The sequence below is a fragment of the Aromatoleum toluvorans genome, assembly GCF_012910905.1.
GTDB lineage: Bacteria > Pseudomonadota > Gammaproteobacteria > Burkholderiales > Rhodocyclaceae > Aromatoleum > Aromatoleum toluvorans.
The window spans coordinates 1-25,154 of record NZ_WTVN01000022.1 but is presented as its reverse complement, the minus strand read 5'-3'; the positions used below and the strand labels follow the sequence as shown (position 1 = coordinate 25,154).

At 64.8% G+C, this 25,154-nt stretch carries 24 protein-coding genes; 6 read left to right on the top strand and 18 right to left on the bottom strand.

From position 1 onward, the window contains the following. Nucleotides 1-84 precede the first annotated feature (84 nt). From GPA22_RS14430 to GPA22_RS14375, 12 genes are all read right to left on the bottom strand, one after another. Nucleotides 85-501: an Hsp20/alpha crystallin family protein gene (locus GPA22_RS14430; RefSeq protein WP_169256763.1), complete on the bottom strand. Its 417-nt coding sequence runs from the start codon at nucleotides 499-501 to the stop codon at nucleotides 85-87. Nucleotides 502-621: 120 nt separating this feature from the next. After that, on the bottom strand, nucleotides 622-1,086 hold the full coding sequence (gene nudB, locus GPA22_RS14425) for a dihydroneopterin triphosphate diphosphatase (protein ID WP_169256762.1): 465 nt from the start codon (nucleotides 1,084-1,086) through the stop codon (nucleotides 622-624). Between the two features lie 6 nt (nucleotides 1,087-1,092). Then, nucleotides 1,093-1,536, bottom strand: coding sequence for a barstar family protein (locus GPA22_RS14420; RefSeq protein WP_169256761.1), 444 nt, complete (start codon nucleotides 1,534-1,536; stop codon nucleotides 1,093-1,095). A 14-nt stretch (nucleotides 1,537-1,550) separates the two neighbouring features. Beyond that, a complete protein-coding gene (locus GPA22_RS14415) occupies nucleotides 1,551-1,934 on the bottom strand; it encodes a guanyl-specific ribonuclease (RefSeq protein ID WP_169256760.1) in 384 nt (127 codons plus the stop codon). Between the two features lie 42 nt (nucleotides 1,935-1,976). Beyond that, complete coding sequence (locus GPA22_RS14410; RefSeq protein WP_169256759.1) at nucleotides 1,977-3,599, bottom strand: response regulator; 1,623 nt, start codon at nucleotides 3,597-3,599, stop codon at nucleotides 1,977-1,979. A 174-nt stretch (nucleotides 3,600-3,773) separates the two neighbouring features. Further along, nucleotides 3,774-5,573 (bottom strand): aspartate--tRNA ligase, encoded by a 1,800-nt coding sequence (aspS, locus tag GPA22_RS14405; RefSeq protein ID WP_169256758.1) that lies wholly within the window; start codon nucleotides 5,571-5,573, stop codon nucleotides 3,774-3,776. Between the two features lie 43 nt (nucleotides 5,574-5,616). After that, nucleotides 5,617-6,243: a DUF502 domain-containing protein gene (locus GPA22_RS14400; RefSeq protein ID WP_169256757.1), complete on the bottom strand. Its 627-nt coding sequence runs from the start codon at nucleotides 6,241-6,243 to the stop codon at nucleotides 5,617-5,619. A 15-nt stretch (nucleotides 6,244-6,258) separates the two neighbouring features. Continuing rightward, complete coding sequence (locus tag GPA22_RS14395; RefSeq protein WP_169256756.1) at nucleotides 6,259-6,522, bottom strand: FmdB family zinc ribbon protein; 264 nt, start codon at nucleotides 6,520-6,522, stop codon at nucleotides 6,259-6,261. 125 nt (nucleotides 6,523-6,647) lie between these two features. Next, complete coding sequence (locus GPA22_RS14390) at nucleotides 6,648-7,499, bottom strand: prepilin peptidase (protein WP_169256755.1); 852 nt, start codon at nucleotides 7,497-7,499, stop codon at nucleotides 6,648-6,650. Between the two features lie 55 nt (nucleotides 7,500-7,554). Then, the gene (locus GPA22_RS14385; protein ID WP_169256754.1) at nucleotides 7,555-8,790 is read right to left on the bottom strand and encodes a type II secretion system F family protein; all 1,236 of its coding nucleotides are present in this window, start codon (nucleotides 8,788-8,790) and stop codon (nucleotides 7,555-7,557) included. Between the two features lie 16 nt (nucleotides 8,791-8,806). Next, nucleotides 8,807-10,525: a type IV-A pilus assembly ATPase PilB gene (gene pilB, locus GPA22_RS14380; RefSeq protein ID WP_169256753.1), complete on the bottom strand. Its 1,719-nt coding sequence runs from the start codon at nucleotides 10,523-10,525 to the stop codon at nucleotides 8,807-8,809. A 120-nt stretch (nucleotides 10,526-10,645) separates the two neighbouring features. After that, the gene (locus GPA22_RS14375) at nucleotides 10,646-11,473 is read right to left on the bottom strand and encodes a cytochrome C assembly family protein (RefSeq protein WP_169256752.1); all 828 of its coding nucleotides are present in this window, start codon (nucleotides 11,471-11,473) and stop codon (nucleotides 10,646-10,648) included. 42 nt (nucleotides 11,474-11,515) lie between these two features. Between GPA22_RS14375 and ffh the strand changes: the two genes are divergently transcribed. From ffh to tssA, 6 genes are all read left to right on the top strand, one after another. After that, a complete protein-coding gene (gene ffh, locus GPA22_RS14370) occupies nucleotides 11,516-12,874 on the top strand; it encodes a signal recognition particle protein (protein ID WP_169256751.1) in 1,359 nt (452 codons plus the stop codon). Between the two features lie 14 nt (nucleotides 12,875-12,888). Continuing rightward, nucleotides 12,889-13,659, top strand: coding sequence for an EI24 domain-containing protein (locus GPA22_RS14365; RefSeq protein WP_169256750.1), 771 nt, complete (start codon nucleotides 12,889-12,891; stop codon nucleotides 13,657-13,659). Nucleotides 13,660-13,662: 3 nt separating this feature from the next. Continuing rightward, a complete protein-coding gene (locus GPA22_RS14360; protein WP_169256749.1) occupies nucleotides 13,663-14,415 on the top strand; it encodes a competence/damage-inducible protein A in 753 nt (250 codons plus the stop codon). After that, nucleotides 14,397-15,188: a M48 family metallopeptidase gene (locus GPA22_RS14355; RefSeq protein WP_343036056.1), complete on the top strand. Its 792-nt coding sequence runs from the start codon at nucleotides 14,397-14,399 to the stop codon at nucleotides 15,186-15,188. Before GPA22_RS14360 ends, GPA22_RS14355 begins: the two co-directional genes overlap by 19 nt. 14 nt (nucleotides 15,189-15,202) lie before the next feature. After that, on the top strand, nucleotides 15,203-15,586 hold the full coding sequence (gene gloA / locus GPA22_RS14350) for a lactoylglutathione lyase (RefSeq protein ID WP_121429850.1): 384 nt from the start codon (nucleotides 15,203-15,205) through the stop codon (nucleotides 15,584-15,586). A 74-nt stretch (nucleotides 15,587-15,660) separates the two neighbouring features. Beyond that, nucleotides 15,661-16,719 (top strand): type VI secretion system protein TssA, encoded by a 1,059-nt coding sequence (gene tssA / locus GPA22_RS14345; protein ID WP_169256748.1) that lies wholly within the window; start codon nucleotides 15,661-15,663, stop codon nucleotides 16,717-16,719. A gap of 15 nt (nucleotides 16,720-16,734) precedes the next feature. Here tssA and GPA22_RS14340 read toward each other — a convergent pair whose 3' ends face one another. Genes GPA22_RS14340 through GPA22_RS14315 form a run of 6 tightly spaced genes read right to left on the bottom strand, consistent with a single transcriptional unit; the run spans nucleotide 16,735 to nucleotide 24,901 of the window. Then, entirely contained in the window at nucleotides 16,735-17,517 is a 783-nt protein-coding gene (locus GPA22_RS14340) for an OmpA family protein (protein WP_169256747.1), read from the bottom strand. Next, on the bottom strand, nucleotides 17,514-18,491 hold the full coding sequence (gene tagF / locus GPA22_RS14335; RefSeq protein ID WP_169256746.1) for a type VI secretion system-associated protein TagF: 978 nt from the start codon (nucleotides 18,489-18,491) through the stop codon (nucleotides 17,514-17,516). Before tagF ends, GPA22_RS14340 begins: the two co-directional genes overlap by 4 nt. Further along, nucleotides 18,488-22,267 (bottom strand): type VI secretion system membrane subunit TssM, encoded by a 3,780-nt coding sequence (gene tssM, locus GPA22_RS14330; protein WP_169256745.1) that lies wholly within the window; start codon nucleotides 22,265-22,267, stop codon nucleotides 18,488-18,490. Before tssM ends, tagF begins: the two co-directional genes overlap by 4 nt. Before the next feature lie 13 nt (nucleotides 22,268-22,280). Then, nucleotides 22,281-23,693, bottom strand: coding sequence for a hypothetical protein (locus GPA22_RS14325; protein ID WP_169256744.1), 1,413 nt, complete (start codon nucleotides 23,691-23,693; stop codon nucleotides 22,281-22,283). 20 nt (nucleotides 23,694-23,713) lie between these two features. Next, on the bottom strand, nucleotides 23,714-23,980 hold the full coding sequence (locus GPA22_RS14320) for a PAAR domain-containing protein (RefSeq protein ID WP_169256743.1): 267 nt from the start codon (nucleotides 23,978-23,980) through the stop codon (nucleotides 23,714-23,716). A gap of 57 nt (nucleotides 23,981-24,037) precedes the next feature. Beyond that, nucleotides 24,038-24,901: a M15 family metallopeptidase gene (locus tag GPA22_RS14315; RefSeq protein ID WP_246264388.1), complete on the bottom strand. Its 864-nt coding sequence runs from the start codon at nucleotides 24,899-24,901 to the stop codon at nucleotides 24,038-24,040. Between the last annotated feature and the right edge of the window lie 253 nt (nucleotides 24,902-25,154).

Below are 25,154 nucleotides of genomic sequence, written 5' to 3'. Positions count from 1 at the left end.
TTTAAAGAGTCATGCTGCAAAGCAGAAGCCGCAATCCCTTTCCGGGGGATTGCGGCTTTGCCGGACGCCAGACCGCGGGGATCGTCAGTCGATCGTCAGCCGTTTTGCCTGCTCGTGCGCTTTCTTGGGCAGACTCAGTTCGAGCACGCCATCGTTGAATCGGGCGCTCGACCGGGCTTCGTCGATTTCCTGGCCGAGCTGGAAGCTGCGCGACACCTTGCCGAAATAACGTTCGGTGCGCAGCACCCGCTCACCTTCCTTGACGTCCTTTTCCTGCTTGCGTTCGGCACTGATCGACACCACCGGGCCGTCGATGTGCACATGAATGTCCTCTTTCCTGATGCCCGGCAGTTCCGCGTGAACCTGGTAGGCGTCGTTGTCCTCCTTCACATCCACGCGCATGTGGGGAGCTTCGCTGACACCGCCGCCGAAATCGACCGGGCGGACGAAGAATCCGCGCAGCAGGTCATCGAAGGGATCGCGACGAATCAGATTGCTCATGGCTTTCTCCTCTCCGGCAACATGGTCTTCTCACCCCAAATATAGAATCGGAATGGGGCATTTCAAGACCGGCACCGTGCCCCCGGAGGCGCTTGCGCCGACCGGCCAGGGCGGCGGGAGCTAACCGGGTGTGCGGTCTCCGCTGCCGCGGTAGTATTCGCGAAGCTGCAGGATCGCATCGCGGTTCGTCCACGAGAACACCTTCGCCGCGGCGGCCTCCTGCGGCAACCAGAGCACGGCGTCGTGCTCGTCGGGCGCGAGCGTTACCACCTGGCCATCCGGCACGCACAGGCTGAAGACATGCTCCGTGTTGTGCGAAACGTCCGGCGCATAGCGGTGGCGCCATTCGTCGCGGATCACGAAGCGGTTGCAGTGGTGCCAATCGACAAGGTGCTCCGGCCGGGCCGAGATGCCCGTTTCCTCGCGCAGTTCCCGCAACGCGGTCTCGGCGGGCGTCTCGCCCGCCTCCAGGCTCCCCGTCACCGATTGCCAGAACCCCGGCGGTGCCACGCGTTCCAGCAACAGGATGTCGAAGGCCGCGGTGTGCACGACCACGAGCACCGACACCGGCCGTTTGTAGGTCATCGCGTGTCAGAACCTGCGCAGGTGGGCGAGTCCGTCGGCGGTCAGGCCGACGAAGATCCAGAAAGGTACGCCGTCCGCTGCTCGTTCGCTCGCGGCTTCGCCAAGGATCTCCAGCGCCTGCAGGAAATCCTTTTCCGCGGCGGCGCGAAAACGATCCGCATGGGCGAGGATCAGCACATGGCCGTCGGCCGGCCACCAGCTCATGTCGGTCAGACAATCCGCGAGCGCGTCCCAGTTGTGCCCGAACCATGCGGGAAAACGCAACGCTGCTGCAACGCGGCGCAGGAACTCGGCCTTGTCCTGGCAACCCTGCAGGTCGACATGAGCCACGCCGAGGCCTGCCGCGGCGGCGGCGGCGGCGATGGCGGCTCCGCCGTCAGCGGGCAAATGATACGCCCCCGCACCGGACGCCTTGTGCAGCCTCGCGGCCAGTCGATTTTCCTGAACCATCGATTCCTCCCGCATCACCGCTGCGACTCGATCCGGCGGAAACTGCGATAGTGGTCACCGGTGTAGTAATACACCTCGGGCGGATTGCCGCCGGTGACGATGCGCCGTGCGCCGCGATCATCCTCGCCCGGGGTCGGCACCGTGTATTCGCGGTAGTAGCCGCGCGGCTTGTCCGGCAGCTGGCGCTCGCGGTTCTGGAATACCGTGCCATCCTTGCGGTAAGGGAAGGGGCCGCCCCGGTCGATCAGCCGCAGCGTGGCAACCGCCTCGGGCGGGAGCGCATTCGCCGCCGTCGCATTGTCCGGTCCGCGACCGCATCCGGGGAGTGCCGCGAGTGCTGTCGCCGCGAACAGCGCCAGTCTGAGTACCAATGCTCGCAAATGATTCTCCGATGCCATCCCGCTTGCAGGGCTGTGGCGCATACGATTCAGGCTTTCCGGTCAGCCGCCGTGGCGCGGATTGTATTTCCTGACCAGCTGCTGCATGAACCCGCTCAGCGCCTCGAGGCGGGGGTTGGTCGGGTCGAGGCGCCGTGTGCGTGCGATCAACCCGCGTGCCTGTGCCGCAAGGCGCTCGTTCCATCCGCGATTCTCGATATGCCGCAATACCGCGAGGGCAGCGTTGAACAGCACGTGCGGATTTCCCGGCATCTTCTGCACTGCGGCCATCATCTCGCGCACCGCGCCGTCGAAGTTGCCTGACTTGACCATGTCCGCGCCCGCGCTGATGAGGCCGCGCACTTCCGCGTGGACGCGCTCTTCCAGTTCATTGGAAAGATCGCCGCGTCCGCGCTCCCGCAGGATCGCGCGGGTCCTTTCGACGGTGCGCTCGTCCGCCGCGTTGCGCAGGATGTCGATCACCAGCTGGCTGCCCGCCGCCTCCAGGTGGTTGTCGAGGCAGGCCTTGACCAGTTCCTGCTTCATGTCGATCGACAGCGCAGACACGGCCGCTCCGGACTGCACGGCATCCTGCAGCGCCGCCTGGGCAAGCTCGGGGGCTCCCGTGCGGGTGTGGTAGAGGGCTTTCGACAGCGAGGCGCACACGGGCGTCGACGCCAGGCCGTCCATGCTGGACTCGAGGTCGCGGATCGTCGCCTGCGCTTCCGCCGTGCGCCCCTGGCTCAGCTGCGCCTGGACGAGATGCACATGATCTTCGGGGTCCCGAAAATCGGAATACTTGCCCTTGCGCACCACTTCGGCCAGGGTCCGCTCGGCGTCGGCTGCGTCGCCGGCCGCGAGCTGGACGTTGCCGAGATGGCGCAGGCGCTTCAGGCGGTGAGGCGAGAGCGCGACTGCACTCGCCAGCACGTCGCGGGCCTCCTGGATGCGGCCGGTTTCCTCTCGTGTGCGGGCCAGCCAGTCGTAAGCATCGACGTAACGGCTGTTTTCCGCCACCAGCGCGCTCAGTATTTCCTCGGCCGCAGCATAGTCTTTCTTCGCGAACAGCATCTTCGCCTGCCCCAGCCGTGCCCACGGCACCGCCTTGGTCGCGAGTATTTCGCGGTAGATGGCTTCCGCCTGTTCGGGTTGCGTGAGCGCGGCGTGCAGCTCGGCCTGGAGGCGCAGGAAATCGATGCGGTGGCGCGGATGGGACTCCATCATGGCGATGCACCGTTCAAGCGCCTGCTGGGTCTCCCCCGTTTCGATCAGCCGATGCACGGGCAGGAAGATTTCGCGTTTTTCGAGCGCGCGGAGAAGCCGCATGTGCAGCATGTCGGGCGTCAGCGGCTTCAGAATGTAGTCGTCCGGTGCGAGTTCCGCGGCGCTCATCACGCGCTCGTAGTTGCGTTCGCCGGTGATCATGATGAACAGCGTGTCGAGCGGGATGATCTCCTTGTTGCGCAGATCCTCCAGCAGGTGCTGGCCGTCCTGGCCGTCACCCAGGTTGTACTCGCTCAGGATGACGTCGTAGCGACGGTCGCGCAGTTGGCTGATCGCCATGGCGGCCGACGGTGCGAACTTGACGTTGGCGATGCCGAAGCTGTTGAGCATCGAACGCAGCTGGCTGCGCATGCCCTGGTTGCTTTCTATGATGAGGAAATTCAGTCGCTCGAGGTCGGCCATGTTCGCGTTCGGTGCGGTTCGGTTTTTCGCTACGGGGCGTTTCCGAAGCTTACGGCAATGTCGGGAAGAATCTGTAGCTTTTGTGCTTGCGGGGTACCGACAGGTGGAGGGGAGCAAAAGAAAAAGGGCAGATGGTCACCCATCTGCCCCCGATAATGCCATGTGTGCGGACGTTCAGGCCTTGGCGACTTCGACCTGGGTCTCGACCTTCTGGCGCAGGCGGATATGCAGTTCGCGCAACTGCTTCTCATCGACCGCGCCCGGCGCATCGGTCAGCAGGCATTGCGCACGCTGAGTTTTCGGGAAGGCGATCACGTCGCGAATGGACTCGGCGCCGGTCATCAGCGTAACGATGCGATCGAGGCCGAAGGCGAGACCGCCGTGCGGCGGGGCGCCGTACCTGAGCGCGTCGAGCAGGAAGCCGAACTTGATCTGCTGCTCCTCGGGGCCGATGTTGAGCGCGTCGAAGACGCGCGCCTGCACGTCGGCGCGATGGATACGTACCGAGCCGCCACCGATCTCCCAGCCGTTCAGGGCGAGGTCGTAGGCCTTCGCAAGGCACTCGCCCGGATTCGATTCGAGCTGTTCGACATGCTCGTCCTTCGGGCTGGTGAAGGGGTGATGGCATGCGACCCAGCGCTTGTCTTCCTCGTCGTACTCGAACATCGGGAAGTCCACCACCCACAGCGGCCGCCACGCGTCGCCGGTCACATAGCCCTTCTCGTGGCCCAGCTTGATGCGCAGCGCGCCGAGGGCGTCATTGACGACCTTGGTCTTGTCCGCACCGAAGAAGATCAGGTCGCCGGACTGCGCGCCGGTGCGCTCGAGGATGGTGCGCAGCGCAGTCTCGTGGAGGTTCTTGACGATCGGCGATTGCAGGCCGGTTTCGTTGGGCTGCGCGACGTCATTGACCTTGATGTAGGCCAGCCCCTTCGCGCCATAGATGCCGACGAACTTGGTGTACTCGTCGATCTCGCCGCGCGTCAGCGATGCCCCGCCCGGGATGCGCAACGCGGCGACGCGGCCGCCGCTGGTGGCCGGGCCACTGAAGACCTTGAAGGCCACGTCGCGAACGGCGTCGGTGACTTCGGTCAATTCCAGCGTCACGCGCATGTCCGGCTTGTCCGAGCCGAAGCGGCGCATCGCTTCCGCATAGGTCATGCGCGGGAAGGGATTGGGCAACTCGACCGCGAGCGCTTCCTTGAACACGAAGCGGATCATGTCTTCCATGATCGCGGTGATCTCGGTCTCGTTCAGGAACGAGGTCTCGATATCGACCTGGGTGAACTCGGGCTGGCGGTCGGCGCGCAGGTCCTCGTCGCGGAAGCACTTCGTGAGCTGGTAATAGCGGTCGAAACCCGCGACCATCAGCAGCTGCTTGAAGAGCTGCGGCGACTGGGGCAGCGCGAAGAACTGGCCCGGGTGTACACGCGAGGGCACGAGGTAGTCGCGCGCGCCTTCCGGCGTGCTCTTCGTGAGCATCGGCGTCTCGATATCAATGAAGCCCTGCGCGTCGAGGAAGCGGCGGAAGGCCATCGCCACCTTGTAGCGCAGCATCATGTTCCGCTGCATCTGCGGGCGGCGCAGGTCGAGCACGCGGTTCACCAGCCGCACGTTCTCGGACAGGTTGTCGTCATCGAGCTGGAAGGGCGGCGTCGCCGAAGCGTTCAACACCTCGAGCGTATGGCACAGCACTTCCACCTCGCCGGAGACGAGGTTCGCATTCTCGGTACCCGCGGGGCGGCGGCGCACCTTGCCCGTCAGGCGGACCACGTACTCGTTGCGAATCGATTCGGCGGTGCGGAAGGTGTCGGCGCGATCGGGGTCGCAGACGACCTGCACGAGACCTTCACGATCGCGCAGATCGATGAAGATGACTCCGCCGTGGTCGCGGCGGCGGTGTACCCAGCCGCACAGGGTCACGGTCTGGTCGAGGTCGGCGGCGTTTACCTGGCCGCAGTACTTGGTTCGCATGGGTTCAGTTCCGAAACGAAGGCGCGGCCGGTGCGGCCGCGGGTTACTCAACCAGCAGCGCCGAGCGCGCTGGGGTGACGTGGTTGGGAGGTGCCACCACGCCCATCGAGATGATGTACTTCAAGGCCTCATCGACGCTCATGTCGAGTTCGATCACGTCTTCCTTCGCCATCATGAGAAAGAACCCGGACGTCGGGTTCGGCGTCGTCGGGACATAGACGCTGACATGCTCGCCGTTGAGGTGATTGGCGGCGTCGCCTCCGGGTTTGCCCGTCAGGAAGGCGATCGTCCAGGACCCCTCGCGCGGATACTGGACGAGCAATGCCTTGCGAAACGCCTGGCCCGAGCTGGAAAACAGCGTGTCGGAAACCTGCTTCACGCCGTAGTAGATCGACTTCACGACCGGAATGCGGGCGAGCAGCGCCTCCCAGTAGCGCACGAGCTTCTGCCCGATGACGTTGGCCGCGACGAGGCCCGTGCCGAGCAGGATGACGAGGCCGACCACGAGGCCGGCACCGGGAATGTCGAAGCCGAGCAGGTTCCGCGGCTGCAGGCCCTTGGGCAGCCATTCGATGATCTGGTCGAGCGTGCCGACGATCCACGCCAGGACCATGAACGTGATCGACAGCGGGATCCAGATCAGCAGCCCGGTGATGAAATACTTTTTCACGTGCGCCGATCGCCCTCAGCCTGGGTGGCAGGCGCATGCGCCGCCACAACCCGCCGGCGCGCTGGCGGATTCGGCCGGCTTTGCGGGCGCGGAAGTGCCGCCCTTGAAGTCCGTCGCATACCAGCCGGTGCCCTTCAGCTGGAAGCCGGCAGCGGAGAGCTGCTTCCGATAGCTGTTCGCGCTGCACGACGGGCAGACGGTGAGCGGCTCGTCGCTCATCTTCTGAAGGTGTTCCTTCTGGAACCCGCAACTGTCGCAACGATACTCGTAAATGGGCATGGCAACCTCCGGAAATCAAGCTGTGAAGTCTAGCGCAACGCAGCATTGGCGAGAAGTGAGTCGCCTGAAGCGGGGCGCCAGCGATTTGCCATATGGGGGCTCGCCGCAGATCTTCAATTGCCGCCTCAGAAACTGCCGAGATACAGCTCCGTGAGGCTTCTTCCCCAGAACAGCGCCAGGATGCCCGCTCCCGCGAGGTAGGGCCCGAAGGGGATCGGGACGCTCCGGCCATGGCGTGCGAACACGATGAGCCCGATGCCGACCCCCGCTCCGACCAGCGATGAGAACAGGATCGTCATGGGCAGCATCTGCCAGCCCAGCCAGGCGCCAATGGCCGCAAGCAGCTTGAAATCGCCGTAGCCCATCCCTTCCTTGCCGGTCGCCAGCTTGAACAGCCAATACACCGACCACAGTGACAGGTAACCCGCCATCGCCCCGACCACGCCCGTCGCGATATCCGTGTAGGTGCCGCCCAGGTTCAGGGCAAGGCCCAGCCACAACAAGGGCAGGGTGAGACTGTCGGGGAGCAGCTGGGTGTCGAGATCGATGAAGGCGAGCGCGATCATGGTCCAGAGGAAGGCCATTGCGCCGAGTGCCGCAAGGCCCGCCCCGAAGTGCCAGGCCGCGTAGCCCGACAGGACGGCGGACAGCGTCTCGACCACGGGATAACGGCGGCCGATGGGCGCCCCGCAGTGGCGGCAGCGTCCGCGCAGCATCAGGTAGCTGACGACCGGGATGTTCTCGAGCGCGGTGATCAGATGCCCGCAGTGCGGGCAGCGCGAGCGCGGTGTCGCAAGGTTGAACGTCTCCTGTTGGGGGGGCGGCTCATCGCGCAACTCCGCTGCCTGTGCGTGCCATTCCCGCTCCATCATTCGCGGCAGGCGATGAATCACGACGTTCAGGAAACTGCCGACGAAGAGGCCGAGAAGCGTTGCGAGGAACGTGAATGCGACAGGATCGCGAAGAAATTCGGGCATGGGAGAGAGCGTGTGGAGCAGCCCGGCAGTGCTGCGCCGGGCTGCGCGGGCAGGTTCAGACGACCTGGCCGAGTTTGAAAATCGGCAGGTACATCGCGACGACGAGACCGCCGATGACCGTACCGAGGAAGACCATGATGAGCGGTTCGAGCAGCGTCGACAGGCCGGCGACGGCGTCGTCGACTTCCTGTTCGAAGAAGTCGGCGACCTTGCCGAGCATCGAGTCGAGCTGACCCGATTCCTCGCCGATCGACACCATCTGCACGACCATGCTCGGGAAGACGTTGGAGTTCTGCATCGAGACCGTCAGGCTGGTGCCGGTGCTGACTTCCGTCTGGATCTGCTTGGTGGCCGTCTGGTAGACGTAGTTGCCCGATGCGCCACCGACGGAGTCGAGTGCTTCGACCAGCGGCACGCCGGCGGCGAACATCGTCGACAGCGTGCGCGTCCAGCGCGCAATGGTCGCCTTGAGGACGATCTCGCCCACGACGGGCAGCTTGAGGATGGCGCGGTCGACCGCGATCTGCATCGCCGTCGAACGCTTGTACGTGTAACTGATCCCCGTTATCACGCCTGCGATGATGCCGAACACGACATACCAGTATTCGACGAAGGCGTCGGACATGCCGATCACGATCATCGTCGGGGCGGGAAGCTCGGCGCCGAAGCTCGCGAACACCTTCTTGAACTCGGGCACCACGAACAGCATGATGACGGTCACGACGATGGCCGCGACCACGATGACCGCCATCGGATAGAACATGGCCGATTTGATCTTGCCCTTGATCGCGAGGATCTTTTCCTTGTACGTCGCGATGCGGTCGAGCAGGCCGTCGAGGATGCCGGCCTGTTCGCCAGCCCCCACGAGATTGCAGAACAGCTTGTCGAAATAGACGGGGTGACGGCTGAAGGCCTGGGACAGGCTGGAACCGGTTTCGACATCGTTGCGGACTTCGTTCAGCAGGCGCGCGAGGCTGGGGTTCCCCGAGCCCTTGATGCCGATGTCGAACGCCTGCAGCAGCGGGACGCCGGATTTCATCATGGTCGCCAGCTGGCGCGTGAAGAGAGCGATGTCCTTGTCCGTGATCTTGTGGCCACGGGACATCTTGGCTTTCTTGACCTTGAGGACCTGCACGCCCTGGCGGCGCAGGGTGGCCTGAACCACGGATTCGCCGCTCGCGCGCATTTCGCCGCGTACCTGCTTGCCGTTCTTGTCCTTGCCTTCCCACGTGTAGAGGATTTCCTTGGGGCCGATAGCGGCACCTCTGGCTCGGGTGGTAGTGGTCGCCATGAGCGTTCGATGTTCCCTATTCGTTGGTGGTGGCGAGGACTTCCTCGAGCGAGGTCGCACCCTGTTTCACTTTCAGCAGGCCCGACTGGCGCAGGTCGCGCACGCCCTCGCGCTGGGCTTGTGCGGCGATGTCCATCGAATTGCCATTGGTCATGATGATATGGGCAATTTCCTCGGAGATGGGCATGACCTGGTAAATGCCTAGGCGCCCCTTGTAGCCGCTGCCTTTGCAGCGTTCGCACCCGACCGGACCGTAGGGGCGCCAGCTGCCATCGAGCTCGTCGCCGGAGAAGCCGGCCCCGAGCAGGGCTTCGATCGGGATGTCGACCGGCTGCTTGCAGGTGCACAGCCGCCGCGCGAGGCGCTGTGCGGTGATCAGGATCACCGAGGACGCGATGTTGAACGGCGCTACGCCCATGTTGCGCAGGCGCTCGAGCGTGGTCGGGGCGTCGTTGGTGTGCAGCGTCGACAGCACGAGGTGGCCGGTCTGGGCGGCCTTGATCGAGATTTCCGCCGTTTCGAGGTCGCGAATTTCGCCGACCATGATCACGTCCGGATCCTGACGCAGAAAGGCGCGCAGCGACGCCGCGAAGGTCAGGCCGGCCTTGTCATTCACGTTAACCTGGTTGATGCCGGCGAGGTTGATTTCCGCCGGGTCCTCTGCGGTCGAAATGTTGACGCCCGGCTTATTGAGGATGTTGAGGCAGGTGTACAGCGACACCGTCTTGCCCGAACCGGTCGGTCCGGTCACGAGAATCATGCCGTACGGACGTTCGATGGCGTCGAGTAGCTGCTTCTTCTGGTCCGGCTCGTAACCGAGCGCGTCGACGCCCAGCATCGCCGACGAGGCGTCGAGAATACGCATGACGATCTTTTCGCCGTGCAGGGTCGGCAGCGACGAGACGCGGAAGTCGATCGACTTGTTCTTCGACAGCACGAGCTTCATGCGCCCGTCCTGAGGGATGCGCTTTTCGGAAATGTCCAGGCGCGAGATGACCTTGATGCGCGCGGCGATCTTTTCCTTGAGGATCAGGGGCGGCTGTGCGATCTCCCGCAGGATGCCGTCGGTACGGACGCGGATGCGGTAGTACTTTTCGTACGGTTCGAAGTGGATGTCGGACGCGCCTTCATTGATCGCGTCGATCAGGACTTTCTGGATGAACTTGACGACCGGCGCGTCGTCGACTTCCTGCGACGCGTCATCGGTCGTTGTCTGCTCGGCGACCTCCTGATCCTGCAGGAGGTCCATGTCGAACTCTTCGCCCGTGAGTTCCTTGAGCGTGTCCTCGGTCGACTCCGACAGCGACTCGGCAAGGCGCGCGAGACGGTCGGCTTCGACGACGATGAGGTCGACCTGCATCCCCGTCTGGAAGCGGATCTCGTCGAGCGCCCGCATGTTGGACGGGTCGGCGGTCGCAACGGTGAGGCGGTTCTGGCGTTTGCCCAGCGCAACCACCTGGTGCTTGGCCATCAGCTTGCGGTCGATGGCGTCGCGGGGAATGCTGGCGCGGTCTACGGACGCGATATCCAGCAGCGGGTAACCGAATGTTTCAGCGGCGAACCAGGCGACGGCCTTGGCGGTCAGCAGCTTGCGCTGCGCCAGTTCGAGGATGAATCCGTTCGGAACCGCAGCTGCACTCTTGGTGCACGCCACGGCGTCGGCTTCGGAGAGCCGGCCATGCTGGATCAGTGCTCGCGCGAGTCCGCTCAGGGCGGTCTGGGGGTTTGCTGCCATGTCCCGGTCTTAGCTAACTGACATCTGATCTTGCCCGCCGCGTAAGGAATTGTAAAGACTAAAGACTGCAGCAGTGCGGATGGCGGCTGGGGTGTTTGCGGCGGGCACGGGCCGGGCCGGTCAGGTGGCTCGGCCGAGAAGCACCTCGATCACGAAACGGCTGCCTACATATGCGAGCACCAGTGTCGTGAAGCCGGCAAGCGTCCAGCGCAGCGCAACGCGACCGCGCCATCCCCAAGCACGCCGCCCGACGAGCAGCGCCCCGAAGAGCAGCCACGAGACGATCGCGAAGACGGTCTTGTGGTCGAGGCGGAAGGGCTGCCCGAACAAGGCTTCGGAGAACACGACGCCGGAGGTCAGGGTGAGCGTCAGGAGGATGAAGGCGATGCCGATCAGCCGGAACAGCAGCGTTTCCATCGTCAGCAGTGGAGGAAGGTTGGCGAAGGTCTTTGTCAGCCGCCCGCTGTGCAGCTGGCGCTCGGCGATCGCCATCAGCATCGCATGCAGTGCCGCCAGGGTGAAGACACTGTAAGCGAGCATCGCCATGATGAAATGGGCGCGGAATCCCGGACTGCCGGCATTGACGAGGAGGTGCTGGCCCGGAAAGGCGAGGGGCAGCAGGCTGCCAGCGACGCCCGCCATGACGACGAAGCCGTGCAATCCGTCGAGGCGCGCGTAAAAAGTTTCGATCCAGTAGAAGCAGACCGCGAGCCAGATGACGAGTGAGACGGCGAAGCCGAAGCCGAAGCGCATGCCTTCGCCCGGGAACAATTCCCCCTGCAGCGCCCAGCCGTGGGTTGCAATGGCTGCGAGCATGGTCAGGCGCTCCGCAACCGACATTCCGCGTCGCGGCTGTTGGGGGGACGCCTGAGCGGTGACGCGCCAGAAATGGGCGCCCAGGACCGCGTAGAGCGTCGCAGCGAACAGATGAAGTAGAATGGTTTGCATAGTTATCCGCAGTTTACTCCAAGCCTTAGGGCCTCAGCCAATATGCTCGACAATCTCACTCAGCGCCTGTCCAAGGTCGTCAAGACCCTGCGTGGCCAGGCGCGCCTCACCGAAGACAATATCCAGGATGCAATGCGCGAGGTACGGCTTGCGCTGCTCGAGGCGGACGTCGCGCTGCCGGTTGTCAAGGATTTCGTCGCCCGGGTGAAGGAGAAGGCCGTCGGCCAGGAAGTCGTCGGCTCGCTGACGCCCGGTCAGGCGCTCGTCGGGGTCGTGCACGACGAACTCAAGGCGCTGATGGGGGGGACGCATACCGGCCTGAATCTGGCGGCGCAGCCGCCCGCGGTGATCCTCATGGCGGGCCTGCAGGGCGCAGGCAAGACCACGACCACCGGCAAGCTGGGCAAGCTGCTGCACGAGCGGATGAAGAAGAAGGTCCTCGCGGTGTCGGCCGACGTCTACCGGCCCGCTGCGATCGAGCAGCTGAAGGCGGTGTCGGCGCAGGCCGGGATCGATTTCTACCCGACGACGCCCGACCAGAAGCCGGTGGATATCGCCCTCGCGGTGGTCGATCACGCGCGCCGCCACTACTACGACGTGGTGTTGTTCGACACGGCCGGCCGGCTCGCGATCGACGAAGCGATGATGGCCGAAATCAAGGCGATCCACGCTGCGATCAACCCGGTCGAGACCCTGTTCGTGGTCGATGCGATGCTGGGTCAGGATGCGGTCAATACGGCGCGGGCCTTCAACGAGGCGCTTCCGCTGACCGGCGTCGTCCTGACCAAGCTCGATGGCGACGCGCGTGGCGGTGCGGCGCTGTCGGTTCGCCACGTGACCGGCAAGCCGCTGAAGTTCGCCGGTGTCGGCGAGAAGCTCACGGGCCTCGAGGAGTTTCACCCCGAGCGCATGGCCAGCCGCATCCTCGGCATGGGGGATATCCTCGGTCTGGTCGAAGAGGCGCGGCGCGGTGTCGATGAGGAGAAAGCGCGGGTCTTTGCGCAGAAGCTCAAGACCGGTAAGGGCTTCGATCTCAACGATTTCAAGGAGCAGATCGCGCAGATGCGCAAGATGGGCGGCCTCGCGTCGATGATGGACAAACTGCCCGCGCAGTTCTCCCAGATGGCCGGCAAGCTGCAGGGCGGCGTCGAGGAGAAGGCGATCGGCCGCATCGAGGGCATCATCAATTCGATGACGCCTGCCGAGCGCGCGAAGCCTGAAATTCTCAAGGCCAGCCGCAAGCGGCGGATCGCCGCGGGCGCGGGAGTGACCGTGCAGGAAGTCAATCGCCTGCTCAACCAGTTCGAGCAGACCCAGAAAGTCATGAAGCAGTTCTCCAAGGGCGGCATGCAGAAGATGATGCGCGGCATGAAAGGCATGCTGCCGGGCATGCCACGCTGAGGGGAGCCGGACGGATGCGCAACATTCTGCTTGCGGTCGGTCGGGCATTGCGCAGTCTCGGGCGCAAGGGTGTGTTCGTCCATCTGGTGTGGCCCAGCGTGGCGGCGCTGGTCGTGTGGACAACCGTCGCCGTCCTGTCGTGGTCGACGCTGGTCGACGCGATCGTGCACTGGATCCAGGGATGGGCATTCGTCGGGGAGTGGCTGGCGACGACCGACCTCGGCGCCGCGGCGACGCTGGTCGTGGTCAAGATCGCGCTGGCGCTGGCCTTTCTGCCGCTGATCTACGTGACGGCAGCGTTGCTGGTGGCCGTGTTCGCGCTGCCGATGATGCTCGAGCGGGTCGCGCAGCGGGACTACGGGGATCTGGAACAGCGGCGGGGCGGCTCGAACCTGGGCAGCGCCTGGAATGCGCTGGTGGCAGGGGCGCTGTTTCTGCTCGGGATGCTGGTTTCCCTCCCGCTGTGGCTGATCCCCGGCGCCGGGCTCGTGGCCTCGGTGGTGCTGACGGGCTGGCTCAACCAGCGCGCATTCGGCTACGACGCGCTGATGCTGCACGCCGACCGCGAGGAGCTGCTGCGTTTGCCGCGGGTGCAGAAGGCATCCATGCTGCTGCTCGGCGGCGGGTGTGCGCTGCTCGCCTATGTGCCGGTCGTGAACCTGGTCGCCCCCGCATTCTGCGGCTTGGCCTTTGTCCATTTCATGCTCGAGGCACTGCGACGGGAGCGCGCAGAGCGGGGGGTGACGATACTGGAGGCCCTGCCCGCACCCCAAGGCCGGGAGTGACGCATGGCATTCGGCGCGCTCATCATCGGCGACGAGATCCTGTCAGGCCGGCGCAGCGACAAGCACCTGGCGAAACTGATCGAACTGCTCGGCGCGCGCGGCCTGAGGCTCGCGTGGGCGCGCTATGTCGGCGACGATGCGGCGGGTCTCGTTGCCACGCTGCGCGAAACCTTGGCGACCGGGGATGCCGTGTTCAGCTTCGGCGGCATCGGTGCCACGCCGGATGATCGTACGCGCCAGGCCGCGGCCGAAGCGCTGGGTCTGGATCTCGTGCTGCACCCCGAGGCCGAGGCGATCCTGCGGGCGAAGTTCGGCGACGAGATCACGTCGCACCGTCTGCAATTGGGGACGTATCCGCGGGGCAGCGCGATCATCCCGAATCCGTACAACCAGGTTCCCGGGTTTGCCATCGGCAAGCATTTTTTCGTTCCCGGCTTTCCGGTCATGGCCTGGCCGATGGTGGAGTGGGTGCTGGATACCCGATTTCGCCACCTGCACCATGCGGCAGACTACGTCGAGGCCGCAATCACGGTGCTGGATGCGATGGAAGGGCGACTGGTCGATCTCATGGAGGAGGTTACGGCCGAGTTTCCGGATCTGAATCTGTTCAGCCTGCCAAACGTTCCGGCGTCCGTGGGCGAGGTTCGATCGATAGAACTCGGCGTCAAAGGTCCGGCGGTGAGTGTCGCGGCGGCCATGTCACGCATCAAGGCAGAGGTCGGGGCGCGCGGATACGTGTGGCAGGAGAAGGCGTGAGCAAACCGGCAGGCTTGTTGCGACGCCAGTCCCGTCCTGCGAGCGAGGAGTCGGGCGGGATCCGTCTCGGCGCACGGGACGTTGTCTACCTGCTGAGGCGCTCCGCGCGACGCAGTTTCGCATTGCAGATCGATCATCGCGGCGTCCGCGTCGCCGTCCCGTGGCTTGCGACACAAGCGGATATCGAGCGTTTCATCCGTGACCACGGCGATTGGCTGCTGGAGAAGCTCGCCGCGCGCACTCCGCCGCCGCCGACATTGAACATTGCCGACGGCACGCCGATTCCGCTGTTGGGCGAGACATGCCGGCTGCGCCAGGGGGACAGTGCGCGCGCGGCGCGCTGGCGGAGGGGGCTGGACGGCGTCGAAGAACTGGTGCTGCCGGCTACGTCGGAACGCAAGGCCCTCGTGCGGGCATTGCGCGCACGCGCCTTGCCATGGTTTGGCGAACGGGTCGCGGAATTCTGCTTCCGGCTCGGGCGGCCGGTTCCGCCGGTGCGCCTGACGTCGGCGAGGACGCGATGGGGGAGTTGCAGCAGTCGCGGAGGCATCCGCCTGCACTGGCGCCTCATTCATCTGCCACCCGAACTCATCGACTATGTCGTGGCCCACGAGGTGGCACACCTCGCGGAAATGAACCACTCTCCGCGTTTCTGGGCCGTGGTCGCCGGCCTGTATCCGGACTGGAAGGCTGCGCGCCTGCGCCTGCGGGAAGCCGGGCGCGAGTTGCCGGTGATCGATGGTGGCGATGCCGGACTTATCACTGAAGGCTGAAGAGGAGTGCACAAATGAAACTGCTTCACACCATGCTGCGTGTCGGCGATCTCGAGCGTTCGCTCAAGTTCTACACGGAAGTGTTGGGCATGCGTCTGCTGCGCCGTCACGATTACCCGGAGGGCAAATTCACACTCGCCTTCGTCGGCTACCAGGATGAAGCCGAAGGGGCCGTGATCGAGCTCACGTACAACTGGGGCGTGGATGCGTACGAGCTGGGCAATGCGTTCGGACACATCGCGCTGGCGGTTCCCGATGCCTATCGCGCGTGCGACGAGATTCGCGCTCGCGGCGGGAAGGTCGTCCGCGAAGCCGGGCCGATGAAGCATGGCACGACGGTCATCGCGTTCGTCGAGGATCCCGACGGCTACAAGATCGAACTGATCCAGCATCGCTGACTGCCTGCGGATCAGCGCAGAAACAATGCGATTGTCATGTAATATGGCGGTTTCGTTTTGGACCGGAATCGCTCATGGAGTTGGACGCACTGCTTCGCCCGCTGGCCGGCAACCGCTGTGGAGAGGATCTGACCTTCTCCATCCTTTTCGACGAAATACAGGAGGCGCGCCGCTTCGACGATCCTTCGGTAAGTCAAGGGGAATGGGTCAGGCCGCTCAAGGAGGCGGACTGGCCGCGCGTCGTGCGTCTCTGCGCTGAGGCACTGGCCGCGCGCGCGAAGGATGTTCGTCTCGCCGTCTGGCTGACCGAAGCGGCGGCGCGGACGCGCGGATTTGCGGGGCTGGCGGACGGCTACAGGCTCGTCGCCGGATTGTGCGAAATCTTTTGGGACGACCTCCATCCGCTGCCCGAGGACGGCGATCAGGAAATGCGCGCCGGGAATCTCGACTGGCTGCTGACGCAGTCCCGCCGCATCGTCCGCGAGATGCCCATCACCGACTCCCCCCTTGGCCGGTTTTCGCTGGCCGATCTGGAAGCCGCCAGGCATCGCGCAGGCAATCCCGAGCGCAATTCGCGGGAGGCTGAGCCGCCCTTGCGCGCCGTGTCCGTGACACTCGAGGAATTCGAGGCGGCACGGCGCGACACCGCGGCCGATTTCTTTGCGCGAAGCTCGAGGGAGGCGGAAGCGGCGCGGCAGGCGCTGAACGAACTGCAACGGGTCGTCGATGCGAAACTCGGCCTCGACGGACCGGGCTTCGGCGATGCGCGTCAGGCGCTGTCCGAGGCGTTCGGCACCTTGCGACGTTACGCCGGTGAGACGGGCGTGCCGGCGTTGCCGCATGGCGCCCCGGAAGCGCCGGCCAGCGCAGAGTCTCGTCCGGCCGGTGCGTTCGGAGCGCCGGCCGGCCCGATCGCGACACGCGCGGACGCCCTCTTGCGGCTTCGGGAGGTCGCGGACTTCTTCCGACGCACCGAACCGCATAGCCCGGTGGCCTATCTGGCCGACAAGGCCGCACGCTGGGGTGACATGTCCCTGCACGAATGGTTGCGGAGCGTCGTCAAGGATGACGGGGCGCTCACGCATGTCGAGGAGTTGCTGGGACTCGTGTCGCGGGATGCAGCCGGCCACTGACGTGTCCGGCCCGGCCTAGTTGACGAGCCGGAATTCGATTCGGCGGTTGCGCGCCCGCCCGGCGGGCGTCTCGTTCGATGTGATCGGCCGGTCGGGGCCGGCGCCGGAGGCATTCAGGCTCGCGGCGGCGATACCGGTCCCGACGAGATAGGTCTTGACCGCATCGGCACGGGCGAGGCTCAAGGCGACATTTGCCATCCGGTTTCCCGTCGAGTCGGTATGACCGATGATCTCGATGCGGGGGCGATCGAGTCTGGCGATGGCTGCGGCCATCTGGTCGAGAATGGTGATGCCGGCCGCGGTCAGGATCGCGGATCCGCTCTCGAATTCGACCACCCGGTCTGCGAGCGTCTGATCGAGCACGGCCTGTGCGCCGGCAGGCGCCCGCAGTCCGTTGTTCACCGTGTAGGTGGGGTTCAGCGCGGTGGCGATCGCGCTTGCGACCTGCTGTCGGCGGGCCTCGTTGGCGACGTTGCCACTGATGGTGACTTGGGTTCCGTCGACGTCCAGTTGTCCCTGGCGAACCTCGCGGATACCGTCTCCCAGAATTTGCGTCACGTGGTCCGTCCAGTCGGGTGGTGCGACGACGCCTCCCGTTTCGAGGCGGTCGACAACCTTGTCCTTGCCATAAATGCCCTGAAGGCGCGCGATGAGGGTCGAGCGGGCGCGTTCGTCGGGCACTGTGCCTGTCACGTAGACCATTCCGTCCGCAGCGGGGGCGCCCGGTGGCATTGCGCCTGCCGCTGTCGCGGCACAGACAAGACCCGCCGCGAGTTTCGATTTGAGCTTCAAGATCATTCTCCGAAAAAGACTTCCCGGAAGGTCGCCAGCGCAGTCGCCAAGGTCGTGTCCGATTGCGACAGATAGCTCGAAAGCTTGGCAATGCCATAGTCGTCGGACAGGGCGGGATGTGCATCGACCCACTCGGGGTCTTCCAGGTTCACGAGTGCGTCGGGGGCGCTCCCCGGTGAAATAAGGGTGACGAGCGGACATGGCGATGCGCCGTTGAATCCGACGACAAGCGTGTTGCGGCCGTTGACCTGCCCTTGCAACAACTGAAGCTCGCGTTGCGAATTCCTGAGGAAGCCGAAAATCAGATTCAGCCAGATCTGGGCGATCGCGTCGCGCCGGACAGGATCGTCAGGCAACGGGAGTTGAAGTCCGCGTTCGATCCTGAGTCTGTTGTCACCGAGCAATGGCTGCAGCATGATCCCGAGGGACAGGATGATGCGGCGGGCGCTTCCTGTGTGTCCGCGGTGCGTGAGGAGGTGGTCGATCTCTCCGATGGTCACGGTGTCCGGTGCCGCATGTTCAGGGGGCTGTTGCAGCATTTGCGCCAGCATCTGCCCGTGATCGATGTCGGCAAGGGCCTGCAGCACGGAGGCCGGTTCGTCGGCCGTTCGCGCAAGCCCGACCAGATGCGCGAATTTCTCCCATAAGGCTGTGAAGGCTTCGGGCCCCCTGCGCGACCGTTCCGGATCGCACTCGATGGTCGAGGCGACGAGAAACGGAAAACGTCGCGACGAGGCGTCGTGGCTGGGCTGCAGGTGGCCGACGACGGCGAGACGGCTGTGCGGCCCGACGAAGGCGAAGTGGACGGGGCTCATGCTGTCGTACTGAATGCGCCACCGCGGATCCGTGGACAAGAGGTTCATGCTCTCCGAGATCCAGCGATCGAGCATCGCGATCAACTGGGTAGTTCCTCCGCCCTTGATGAAATCCCCGCGGGCGGGCAGCTTGCCGAAAAAGCCGGTGTTGCCGGTGCCAGTCACGGTTGCGCTCCCCGCTCGGAGTTCGTCGCCGCGACTGCAGTCGGATTGCCTGTGCCGGACTTCGCCTGCTCCTCGACACTTGTCTCGCCGGCCACGCTGGACGGGAGGGGGGTGTTGCGGGACCCCTTGGGGCCCGGGTCCTTGCCCGTCTGAATGTCCGGACTGCTTACGATCTTGAGCGTTACCGGGATCGAAATCCCGCCTGCTTGCCAGGCAAGATCAAACGATCCGTCTGCATTCCGGGTGCGTGCGGCCGAATTGATGAGCTTTTCGAGCCCGAAGCGCCCACTGAAGCTTGCGACTTCGAGTTCCTGTCCATCGAAGGTCGTCGCGACGATGTGTGCTCCCGGAGTCCCTGCGGGATTCGGCCAGACGAAGGTCGCCCACTGGGCGGTACCGTTGCGGTAGCGCAGCTTCTGGCCGTCGATTTCGATCGTGTATTCGGTCGTGCCCGGTGCGGGAAGCGGCAGCAGCCGGAAGCTCGTCTGTGCCGGCGCAGCCCCCTGTACGGCGCCGCCGCCGTCCAGGGGCGCGACCCATCCCGGGAACGCGGAGACGAATTCGGGACGCAGGCGGATACCCAGATCGCCCCAGGTTCGCGGCTCGATATAGTCCCCACGCCGGACGATCAGAGCGCCGATGCTTGTCGAGGCGAAACGCGAGATCGCTCCGTCGGGACCAAAGAACTGCCCGATCTCGCCCGGTGTGGCTTCCAGACTGGAGGTGCCGTCGAACGGATACTTGCGGGCAAGCTTGCGGCCGAACGGTTCATGCACGTTTGCCACCCAGATCTTGTTGAGTTCCCGCTCGGCCGGAGGCAGGAGCGCGGCAAAGGTCTGGAGCAGCGGGCGGACGAGCAGCGGGCGGAGCATGTCGCGCTGGTCGTCGGGCATGCCGGTGAGCATCTGCTCGTCAACGAAGCGCAGGGTGTCGGCCAGTTCGGACTTGCCTCCCTCGATGGTTTCGGCCATGAGCCTGATCGAGCCCGGCCCCGGGTCGCCCTGATTTGCCAGGAGATTCAGCCGCGTGCGCAGCCCGGACAACTGGCGCAGGTAGAGGTCGAGGATGGGGTCTCCGCCGTCCCTGCGTGCCAGCAGGCGCCCGACGCCCGCGAATTCGCGGCCGATGGTGCCCGTCGGGCCGTCGGTCCTGGCTGCGCTCAGATTCACATCCAGTGCGACCGGCGCCGGCGACATCCGCAAGATGGAGTGTTTGAACCACTCGATGAAGCCTCTCTGCGCGCGCTCGGCGATGGCGGGGTTCATCATGGGGTTGTCCCATGCCGTCTGTTCATGCAGTGTGCGCAGGAGCCGGCCGAGGGGCGAGGACGACGTATCGCCAAGGCGATTCATGGCTGCCACTGCGGCGGGGAAGTCGTCGAAACCGCTGACGCTGATGCCCAGCGCGAAACGCCGCCATTCGTTGGCGTATTCCTTCTTGTACAGCGCGACGAGCGTCTTCTGGATCTGTTCCGGGCTACCGACGAGTGACAGATCATCCTTCGCGCTGGTGTCGAGCACCCAGTCGGTACTCTGCAGTTCGCCCGTGGCCGCTTCCTTGATGGCGGCCTCAACGTAGTCGCGCCAGGCTTCGGCTGTGAACGCGCCCGAGATCACATGGCTGCCGGCAACCAGATTCGAATCACCCTGCGTCAGGAGGTGCGCCACCGTCACCGGTGGAAAACGCGTGGAAGCCCTTGCCTTGATGTCCGCATAGACCCGTTCGATTGCAGGCGTGCCGCGCACGACGTGGCGCAGCGTTTCACGGGTTTCGTCGATCAGCGCGAGCTTTCCGGCGATGGTGGGCCAGGCGGGATCGTTGGCTTGACGGAGGTGGAAGCTCAGGATCCGTTCCGCGCTGCGCATCATCCGTTCTCGCGGCATGGGGCCGCGATTTGCTTCAAGCCAGTTGCGCCAGAAACGGCTGAGCTGATCGGAGAGGTGCCCGATTTCCGTGTGCTCCCTGTTACTGAGCATCAAGTAGGTTTTCAGCGCGTTGTAGGCATCCTGCGCGTTTGTCGGTGAGGCCTCCTTGTACGGGTGTGCGCCTGCCACCGACGTGCCGGGCGAGTCAGACGGGGTATTTGTGGTCGGCGTGAGTTGGCCGGGGGGGCGATTGACGGCCGTCAGAAAGCCTTCGAGGCTTTCGCTGACGGGCGCGAGCAGGACTGCGGCTACTCCCCGGTAGTACTCGTCGAGCAGCCGCGCCTTTACATCGTCGCCCTGAAAAAGTCCCAGTCCGAGGGAGTAGGAGGGGGAGGGGGAGGATTCGAAGTGCTGCAGTTGTGCGATGCGTTCCTGCAGGGCTTCGAGTGATTCGAGCCGCGATTGCAGGTCAATGCGGCCCTCCTGGATGCGGACGAGCTTGTCGAGATCGGCTCTTACGTTTTCCACCAGGCTGCGATTATTCGCATAGGACCAACTCCAGCCAGCCAGGGATAGGCCGAGGAGTGCCGCAGCGGTGAGCGAAACGGCATGCTGGAGTTGGCGCTTGCGTCTGCTGACATAGTGCCGGACCAGGTGCCGGTCGGCGAAGATCACCTTCGAGAACAGATCCTTCAGGAAGAAGCCGTTGTTCGAGGCGATTCGGGTCGTGGCCGAGCCTTCACCCGACAGGCCGAAGCGCGTTTCCACGCGCGCGCTGGAACTGCTCGGTGTTTCGCCGCTCTGGATTGCCGACGTGATGTAGAAGCCGCGAAAAATCGGCTTGAACTGGAACGGATTGTCCTCGAACAGCGTCGCGATGAAGGAGCGCAGCACCGGCTTGATCGCGGCGAACTCGAGCGGGAAGGCAAGCAGTCCCGGCGCCATTCGCTCGCCCCGCGCAACCGACATCTGTGCAACGCTCAACTCCCGCAGCCCTTCATGCAGTTCGTCGAAGTGACGCTCGAACAGCGTGATCGCGTCATTGCCGCCCGCGGTCTCGTAAGGCAGGGTCGCGCCCCAGATGCGGTCGCGCTCGTTCCAGTCGAGGTCCTGAAAGAAATCGCTGAAGCCCGCAATCAGGTCCGCCTTCGAGAACATCACATATACCGGCGCGAACACTTCCAGCCGCTCGGTGAGTTCCTGGACCCGCTGACGCAGGTGTTTGGCGAGGGCGATGGCATGGGCGGGCGGATTGCCGAGCAGCTCGCCGATGCTCGCGGTCACGATGATGCCGTTGATCGGCGCAAGCGGACGATTCTTCCTCAGCAGGTCGAGAAAGCCGAGCCATTCCCCGCGGTCCTCTTCTTCCACCGAGTAACGGCCCGCCGTGTCGAGGAGGATGCCCTCCGTGGTGAAGAACCAGTCGCAGTTGCGTGTGCCGCCAAGCCCCTGTACGACGCTGCCGCCCGTGTCGCCGAACGGGAAGGTCAGGCCCGAGTTCACCACCGCCGTGCTCTTTCCTGCGGCAGGATTGCCGATCGTGATGTACCAGGGCAACTCATACAGGGCGGTTCGTCCCGAGAGCTGTCCCAGCTTGGATGTCTTGATCGTCCGGATGGCGTCCTTCATGCGCTTGTGCAGGGTCTCGATCTCCGCTTGCGCACAGCTTTCGCCTGCTGCCGTGCGTGGATCGAGCAAGCGTTCGAGCGCCGCAGCGGCCCGCCCGGTCAGGTGCCTGCGCCATGCCCAGATGGCGATCCAGATCACGAGCAAGGCGAAAGAGGCGATCGCAGCCCATGACAACGCGAGTTCCAGCGTCCGGGCGCCGAGCATGAGGAAGGCCGACAGCGCCAGGATTCCGAGGAAGGAGAGGGTGCGTGAGTCGGTCAGGAAGGTTCGGAGTGCAGACATCGTTCAAGTGCCGTCAGGCGTTGGGGTGAGCGTTTGCAGAGACAGAGGGGGAGCCGCCGGCGTGGACGATCATCGCCGCGCTGGCAAGTGGGGACTGGCAGGTGAGGCACAGTGCGGCACCATTCGAAGTGCTGACGGCATCGACGGCACACAGCAAGGCAACGAGCCCGCCGATTGGCGATGCGAATCCCGTGGCCGTACCGAGTGTCAAGGTGTCGACAAACGGCTCGAGTGCCGGAAATCGTTCCACAAGCGTCGGGAGGAGTTGCCTTGCTATGCCGGCGCGGTGGTCCGCGTCGGCGAACACGTTCGCGATGTCGGATGCATTCAGGCCGGCGCCCGCCAGCGCTGCGTCGATGCAGCTTCCCACGAGTGCCCGGCTGGCCGCCGCGTGCGCAGAATGCTCGGAACGGCCCGATGCGGCCCGCGACATCAGTGCTGCGGGCCGGCCCGGGGTAAGCGCGGCGCCCGCGGCATTCGCGAGCAGCATGACCGCGGCGGCCTCTCCGGGAATCAAGCCCTCCTGCATGTTGGCCATGAACAGGCGAGACTCGGCCTGCCATTGCGCGACGGTCCCTTCGCCCACGTGGGACACCGCGCCCATCACGAGAACGATGGCCGGTGTCGTCTGGCGGTTCAGGTCGGCGATCAACTGGTCGATGGCTTCGAACGCCTGCGCGTCGTCCCGGACGCAGCGAACTTCAACGCTGACGGCTTCGACGCCACGGGGGGCGAGATGCTCGCGCCGTAACCACTCCGTAAGCCGCGTTCGGCGTGCGTCGGGCCAGGCACGGCTTGTCAACCAGATTACGGACCGGAGTGCCCGGGGCTCGCGCACAACCATTTCGGCAATTTCATCGAGCGCCAGGGGAAGCGTCATGTGCAGCATGGCCAGGGTGCGCAGGTCCTCGTCGTCGAGCGCTGGGGTCATCGCCGCCGCGCCGAGGCCATTCAGCTGTTCCGTGACTTCATCTATCGGAAGCGAAGGCACGCGTGCTGCGAAGACCGGGAAGCCGTTTACGTCGCGGAGTTCGTCGTCGAGCACGGGCGCGCATCCTTGCCGGCTCGCTTCGGCCACCTGTGCGGCGTCCGTTCCATGCGCGCTCAGGAGCGCGTGGCCGATCAGGTGAACACGGGAACTGCGTTCGTCGCGATCCGCCGGCAAAGGGGGCGAATCCATGAGCGTGGTCGCTCCGAGTGCTCCGGAACTCGCCGCGTCGACTCCCGGCGCGCGGAGGTGTTCGATGAATGAATACAGGAGCCGGAACCCGGCGAGAAGCGATGCCGGAAGGACGATGAGGTGTGTGACCAGGTCAGCCGCGCCGGGTTGGTAGCCGCCTGCCTGCCACCATCCGAGAACCAGCGCCCAGACGAGCATTGCGGCAAGGAATGCGAGGAGTGCAGACCTGAAGGTGATCGAGAACATGGATGGCTGGAGGGGAGGTCTCAGTCGACCGTAAGTGCCTGGGACGCAATCAGGATCGCGCCACAGGCGGTCCGGTCGCCATGACGCGCGGCCGGGCGGCCGTCGATGATCGTGGTGGGATCCCCCGTCGCGATCACCGTTACACGGCCATGCCCTTTCTGCGGGCAGGTGACTTTGTCGCCGACGCGCGCGATGCCTTTGCCGTTGCAGTCGCTACTGAGCGATGCCCCGATCACCGTACCGCCGTGATCGGTCCGATCCCCGATCAGGATGAATGGACGTGTCATGAGACGTGGTTTCCAAGCAGAGGGTGGATGACTTTTCGCAGACCCGGGCTGCGAGTTTCAGGAGTGCCGGTCGGGAAGGATCCCGCGCCGCCGCAGTTCGACGTGACCGAAGTCCATCATCTTCCAGCGCCCGCCCCAGGTCAGTCCGGCAGCCTCGGCAAGGGCGCCGTACAGCCTGTAGCCTTGCATCGCCCACGGATCGTGCTCGGATATCACGAGATTGCCGTCGCGCAGGAAGGCGACGTCTGCTGCAAGGCCGTGCTGGTGGTAGCTCATGTTCGGACCTGCCTGGGTCACCGAAGGACCGCGCAGGACCAGTTCGGCCTGCCGCTCCGGGCTGCGGTAGCCTTCGAGCAACACCGCCTCATAGCCGTAGCTCTCCTTCAGCACCTTGAACACGGTGAGAAGTTGCTGCCGGAACTGATCGTCGAGCAGATTCCAGTCTCTGCTGGCGGTCCCGGCGTACGGAATGAGCATTTCGACTTCCGCTGTAGCGAACACCGCGGGAGGCAGGGGCGACGGGGGGGTGAGGCGTTCGCCCGCGAGAAGCACCGATATCTGCCGATCAGGCAGGGCGTTGTCCGTCGGAAATTCATACAGCGTGCGCGGTGAAAAGGCGAGCACGGCCAGCGGTGGAAGGACGGTCAGTGCGAGGCCGGCGATCGCGACGGTTCGGTTCGGGATCAGCGGGGTGGCCGTGCGCCTGCGATGGTCGCGCAGGTGATGCCAGCCGAGACGAACAGATCGCGTGGCGACGCCGAGACTGCGACGCAACGCGGTGGCAAATCGACGTGCTCGCCGCGTGCCCGCAGTGATAGCGGAATGCCGTGCGAATGCCAGGCCGAGGCAAACAAGAAGGAAGTAAGCGATGGGCGCGACGAGAAAGGCTGGCGAAATCACGGTTCCGTCGGTGGGCAGCAAATGCTGTTGTCGTTAGAATCGAGTATTGTATATGAATATTCCATGTGTATTGTCTGCCAATATGTGTTCTTCATCGCCCGTGTCTGCGACCGCCCCTTCCCGTGTGCCGAGCCTCTTCGCATCAGCCCCGCATCGAGGTGACGTGTGCGACTTCCCGATCCTCGATGAACTGTCGGGAGGTGGCAGAGGGGTTGCGGGCGGCAGGTGGGTGAGAAAAGTGCTTTTGGCCGGGGTGGTGCTCGCGGTCGGGGGC

What these genes read in the sequence shown, in the direction of transcription:
- GPA22_RS14430 (WP_169256763.1), bottom strand. Translation starts at nt 501, where the DNA reads ATGAGCAATCTGATTCGTCGCGATCCCTTCGATGACCTGCTGCGCGGA.
- nudB (WP_169256762.1), bottom strand. Translation starts at nt 1,086, where the DNA reads ATGACCTACAAACGGCCGGTGTCGGTGCTCGTGGTCGTGCACACCGCG.
- GPA22_RS14420 (WP_169256761.1), bottom strand. Translation starts at nt 1,536, where the DNA reads ATGGTTCAGGAAAATCGACTGGCCGCGAGGCTGCACAAGGCGTCCGGT.
- GPA22_RS14415 (WP_169256760.1), bottom strand. Translation starts at nt 1,934, where the DNA reads ATGGCATCGGAGAATCATTTGCGAGCATTGGTACTCAGACTGGCGCTG.
- GPA22_RS14410 (WP_169256759.1), bottom strand. Translation starts at nt 3,599, where the DNA reads ATGGCCGACCTCGAGCGACTGAATTTCCTCATCATAGAAAGCAACCAG.
- aspS (WP_169256758.1), bottom strand. Translation starts at nt 5,573, where the DNA reads ATGCGAACCAAGTACTGCGGCCAGGTAAACGCCGCCGACCTCGACCAG.
- GPA22_RS14395 (WP_169256756.1), bottom strand. Translation starts at nt 6,522, where the DNA reads ATGCCCATTTACGAGTATCGTTGCGACAGTTGCGGGTTCCAGAAGGAA.
- GPA22_RS14390 (WP_169256755.1), bottom strand. Translation starts at nt 7,499, where the DNA reads ATGCCCGAATTTCTTCGCGATCCTGTCGCATTCACGTTCCTCGCAACG.
- GPA22_RS14385 (WP_169256754.1), bottom strand. Translation starts at nt 8,790, where the DNA reads ATGGCGACCACTACCACCCGAGCCAGAGGTGCCGCTATCGGCCCCAAG.
- pilB (WP_169256753.1), bottom strand. Translation starts at nt 10,525, where the DNA reads ATGGCAGCAAACCCCCAGACCGCCCTGAGCGGACTCGCGCGAGCACTG.
- GPA22_RS14375 (WP_169256752.1), bottom strand. Translation starts at nt 11,473, where the DNA reads ATGCAAACCATTCTACTTCATCTGTTCGCTGCGACGCTCTACGCGGTC.
- ffh (WP_169256751.1), top strand. Translation starts at nt 11,516, where the DNA reads ATGCTCGACAATCTCACTCAGCGCCTGTCCAAGGTCGTCAAGACCCTG.
- GPA22_RS14365 (WP_169256750.1), top strand. Translation starts at nt 12,889, where the DNA reads ATGCGCAACATTCTGCTTGCGGTCGGTCGGGCATTGCGCAGTCTCGGG.
- GPA22_RS14360 (WP_169256749.1), top strand. Translation starts at nt 13,663, where the DNA reads ATGGCATTCGGCGCGCTCATCATCGGCGACGAGATCCTGTCAGGCCGG.
- gloA (WP_121429850.1), top strand. Translation starts at nt 15,203, where the DNA reads ATGAAACTGCTTCACACCATGCTGCGTGTCGGCGATCTCGAGCGTTCG.
- tssA (WP_169256748.1), top strand. Translation starts at nt 15,661, where the DNA reads ATGGAGTTGGACGCACTGCTTCGCCCGCTGGCCGGCAACCGCTGTGGA.
- GPA22_RS14340 (WP_169256747.1), bottom strand. Translation starts at nt 17,517, where the DNA reads ATGATCTTGAAGCTCAAATCGAAACTCGCGGCGGGTCTTGTCTGTGCC.
- tssM (WP_169256745.1), bottom strand. Translation starts at nt 22,267, where the DNA reads ATGTCTGCACTCCGAACCTTCCTGACCGACTCACGCACCCTCTCCTTC.
- GPA22_RS14325 (WP_169256744.1), bottom strand. Translation starts at nt 23,693, where the DNA reads ATGTTCTCGATCACCTTCAGGTCTGCACTCCTCGCATTCCTTGCCGCA.
- GPA22_RS14320 (WP_169256743.1), bottom strand. Translation starts at nt 23,980, where the DNA reads ATGACACGTCCATTCATCCTGATCGGGGATCGGACCGATCACGGCGGT.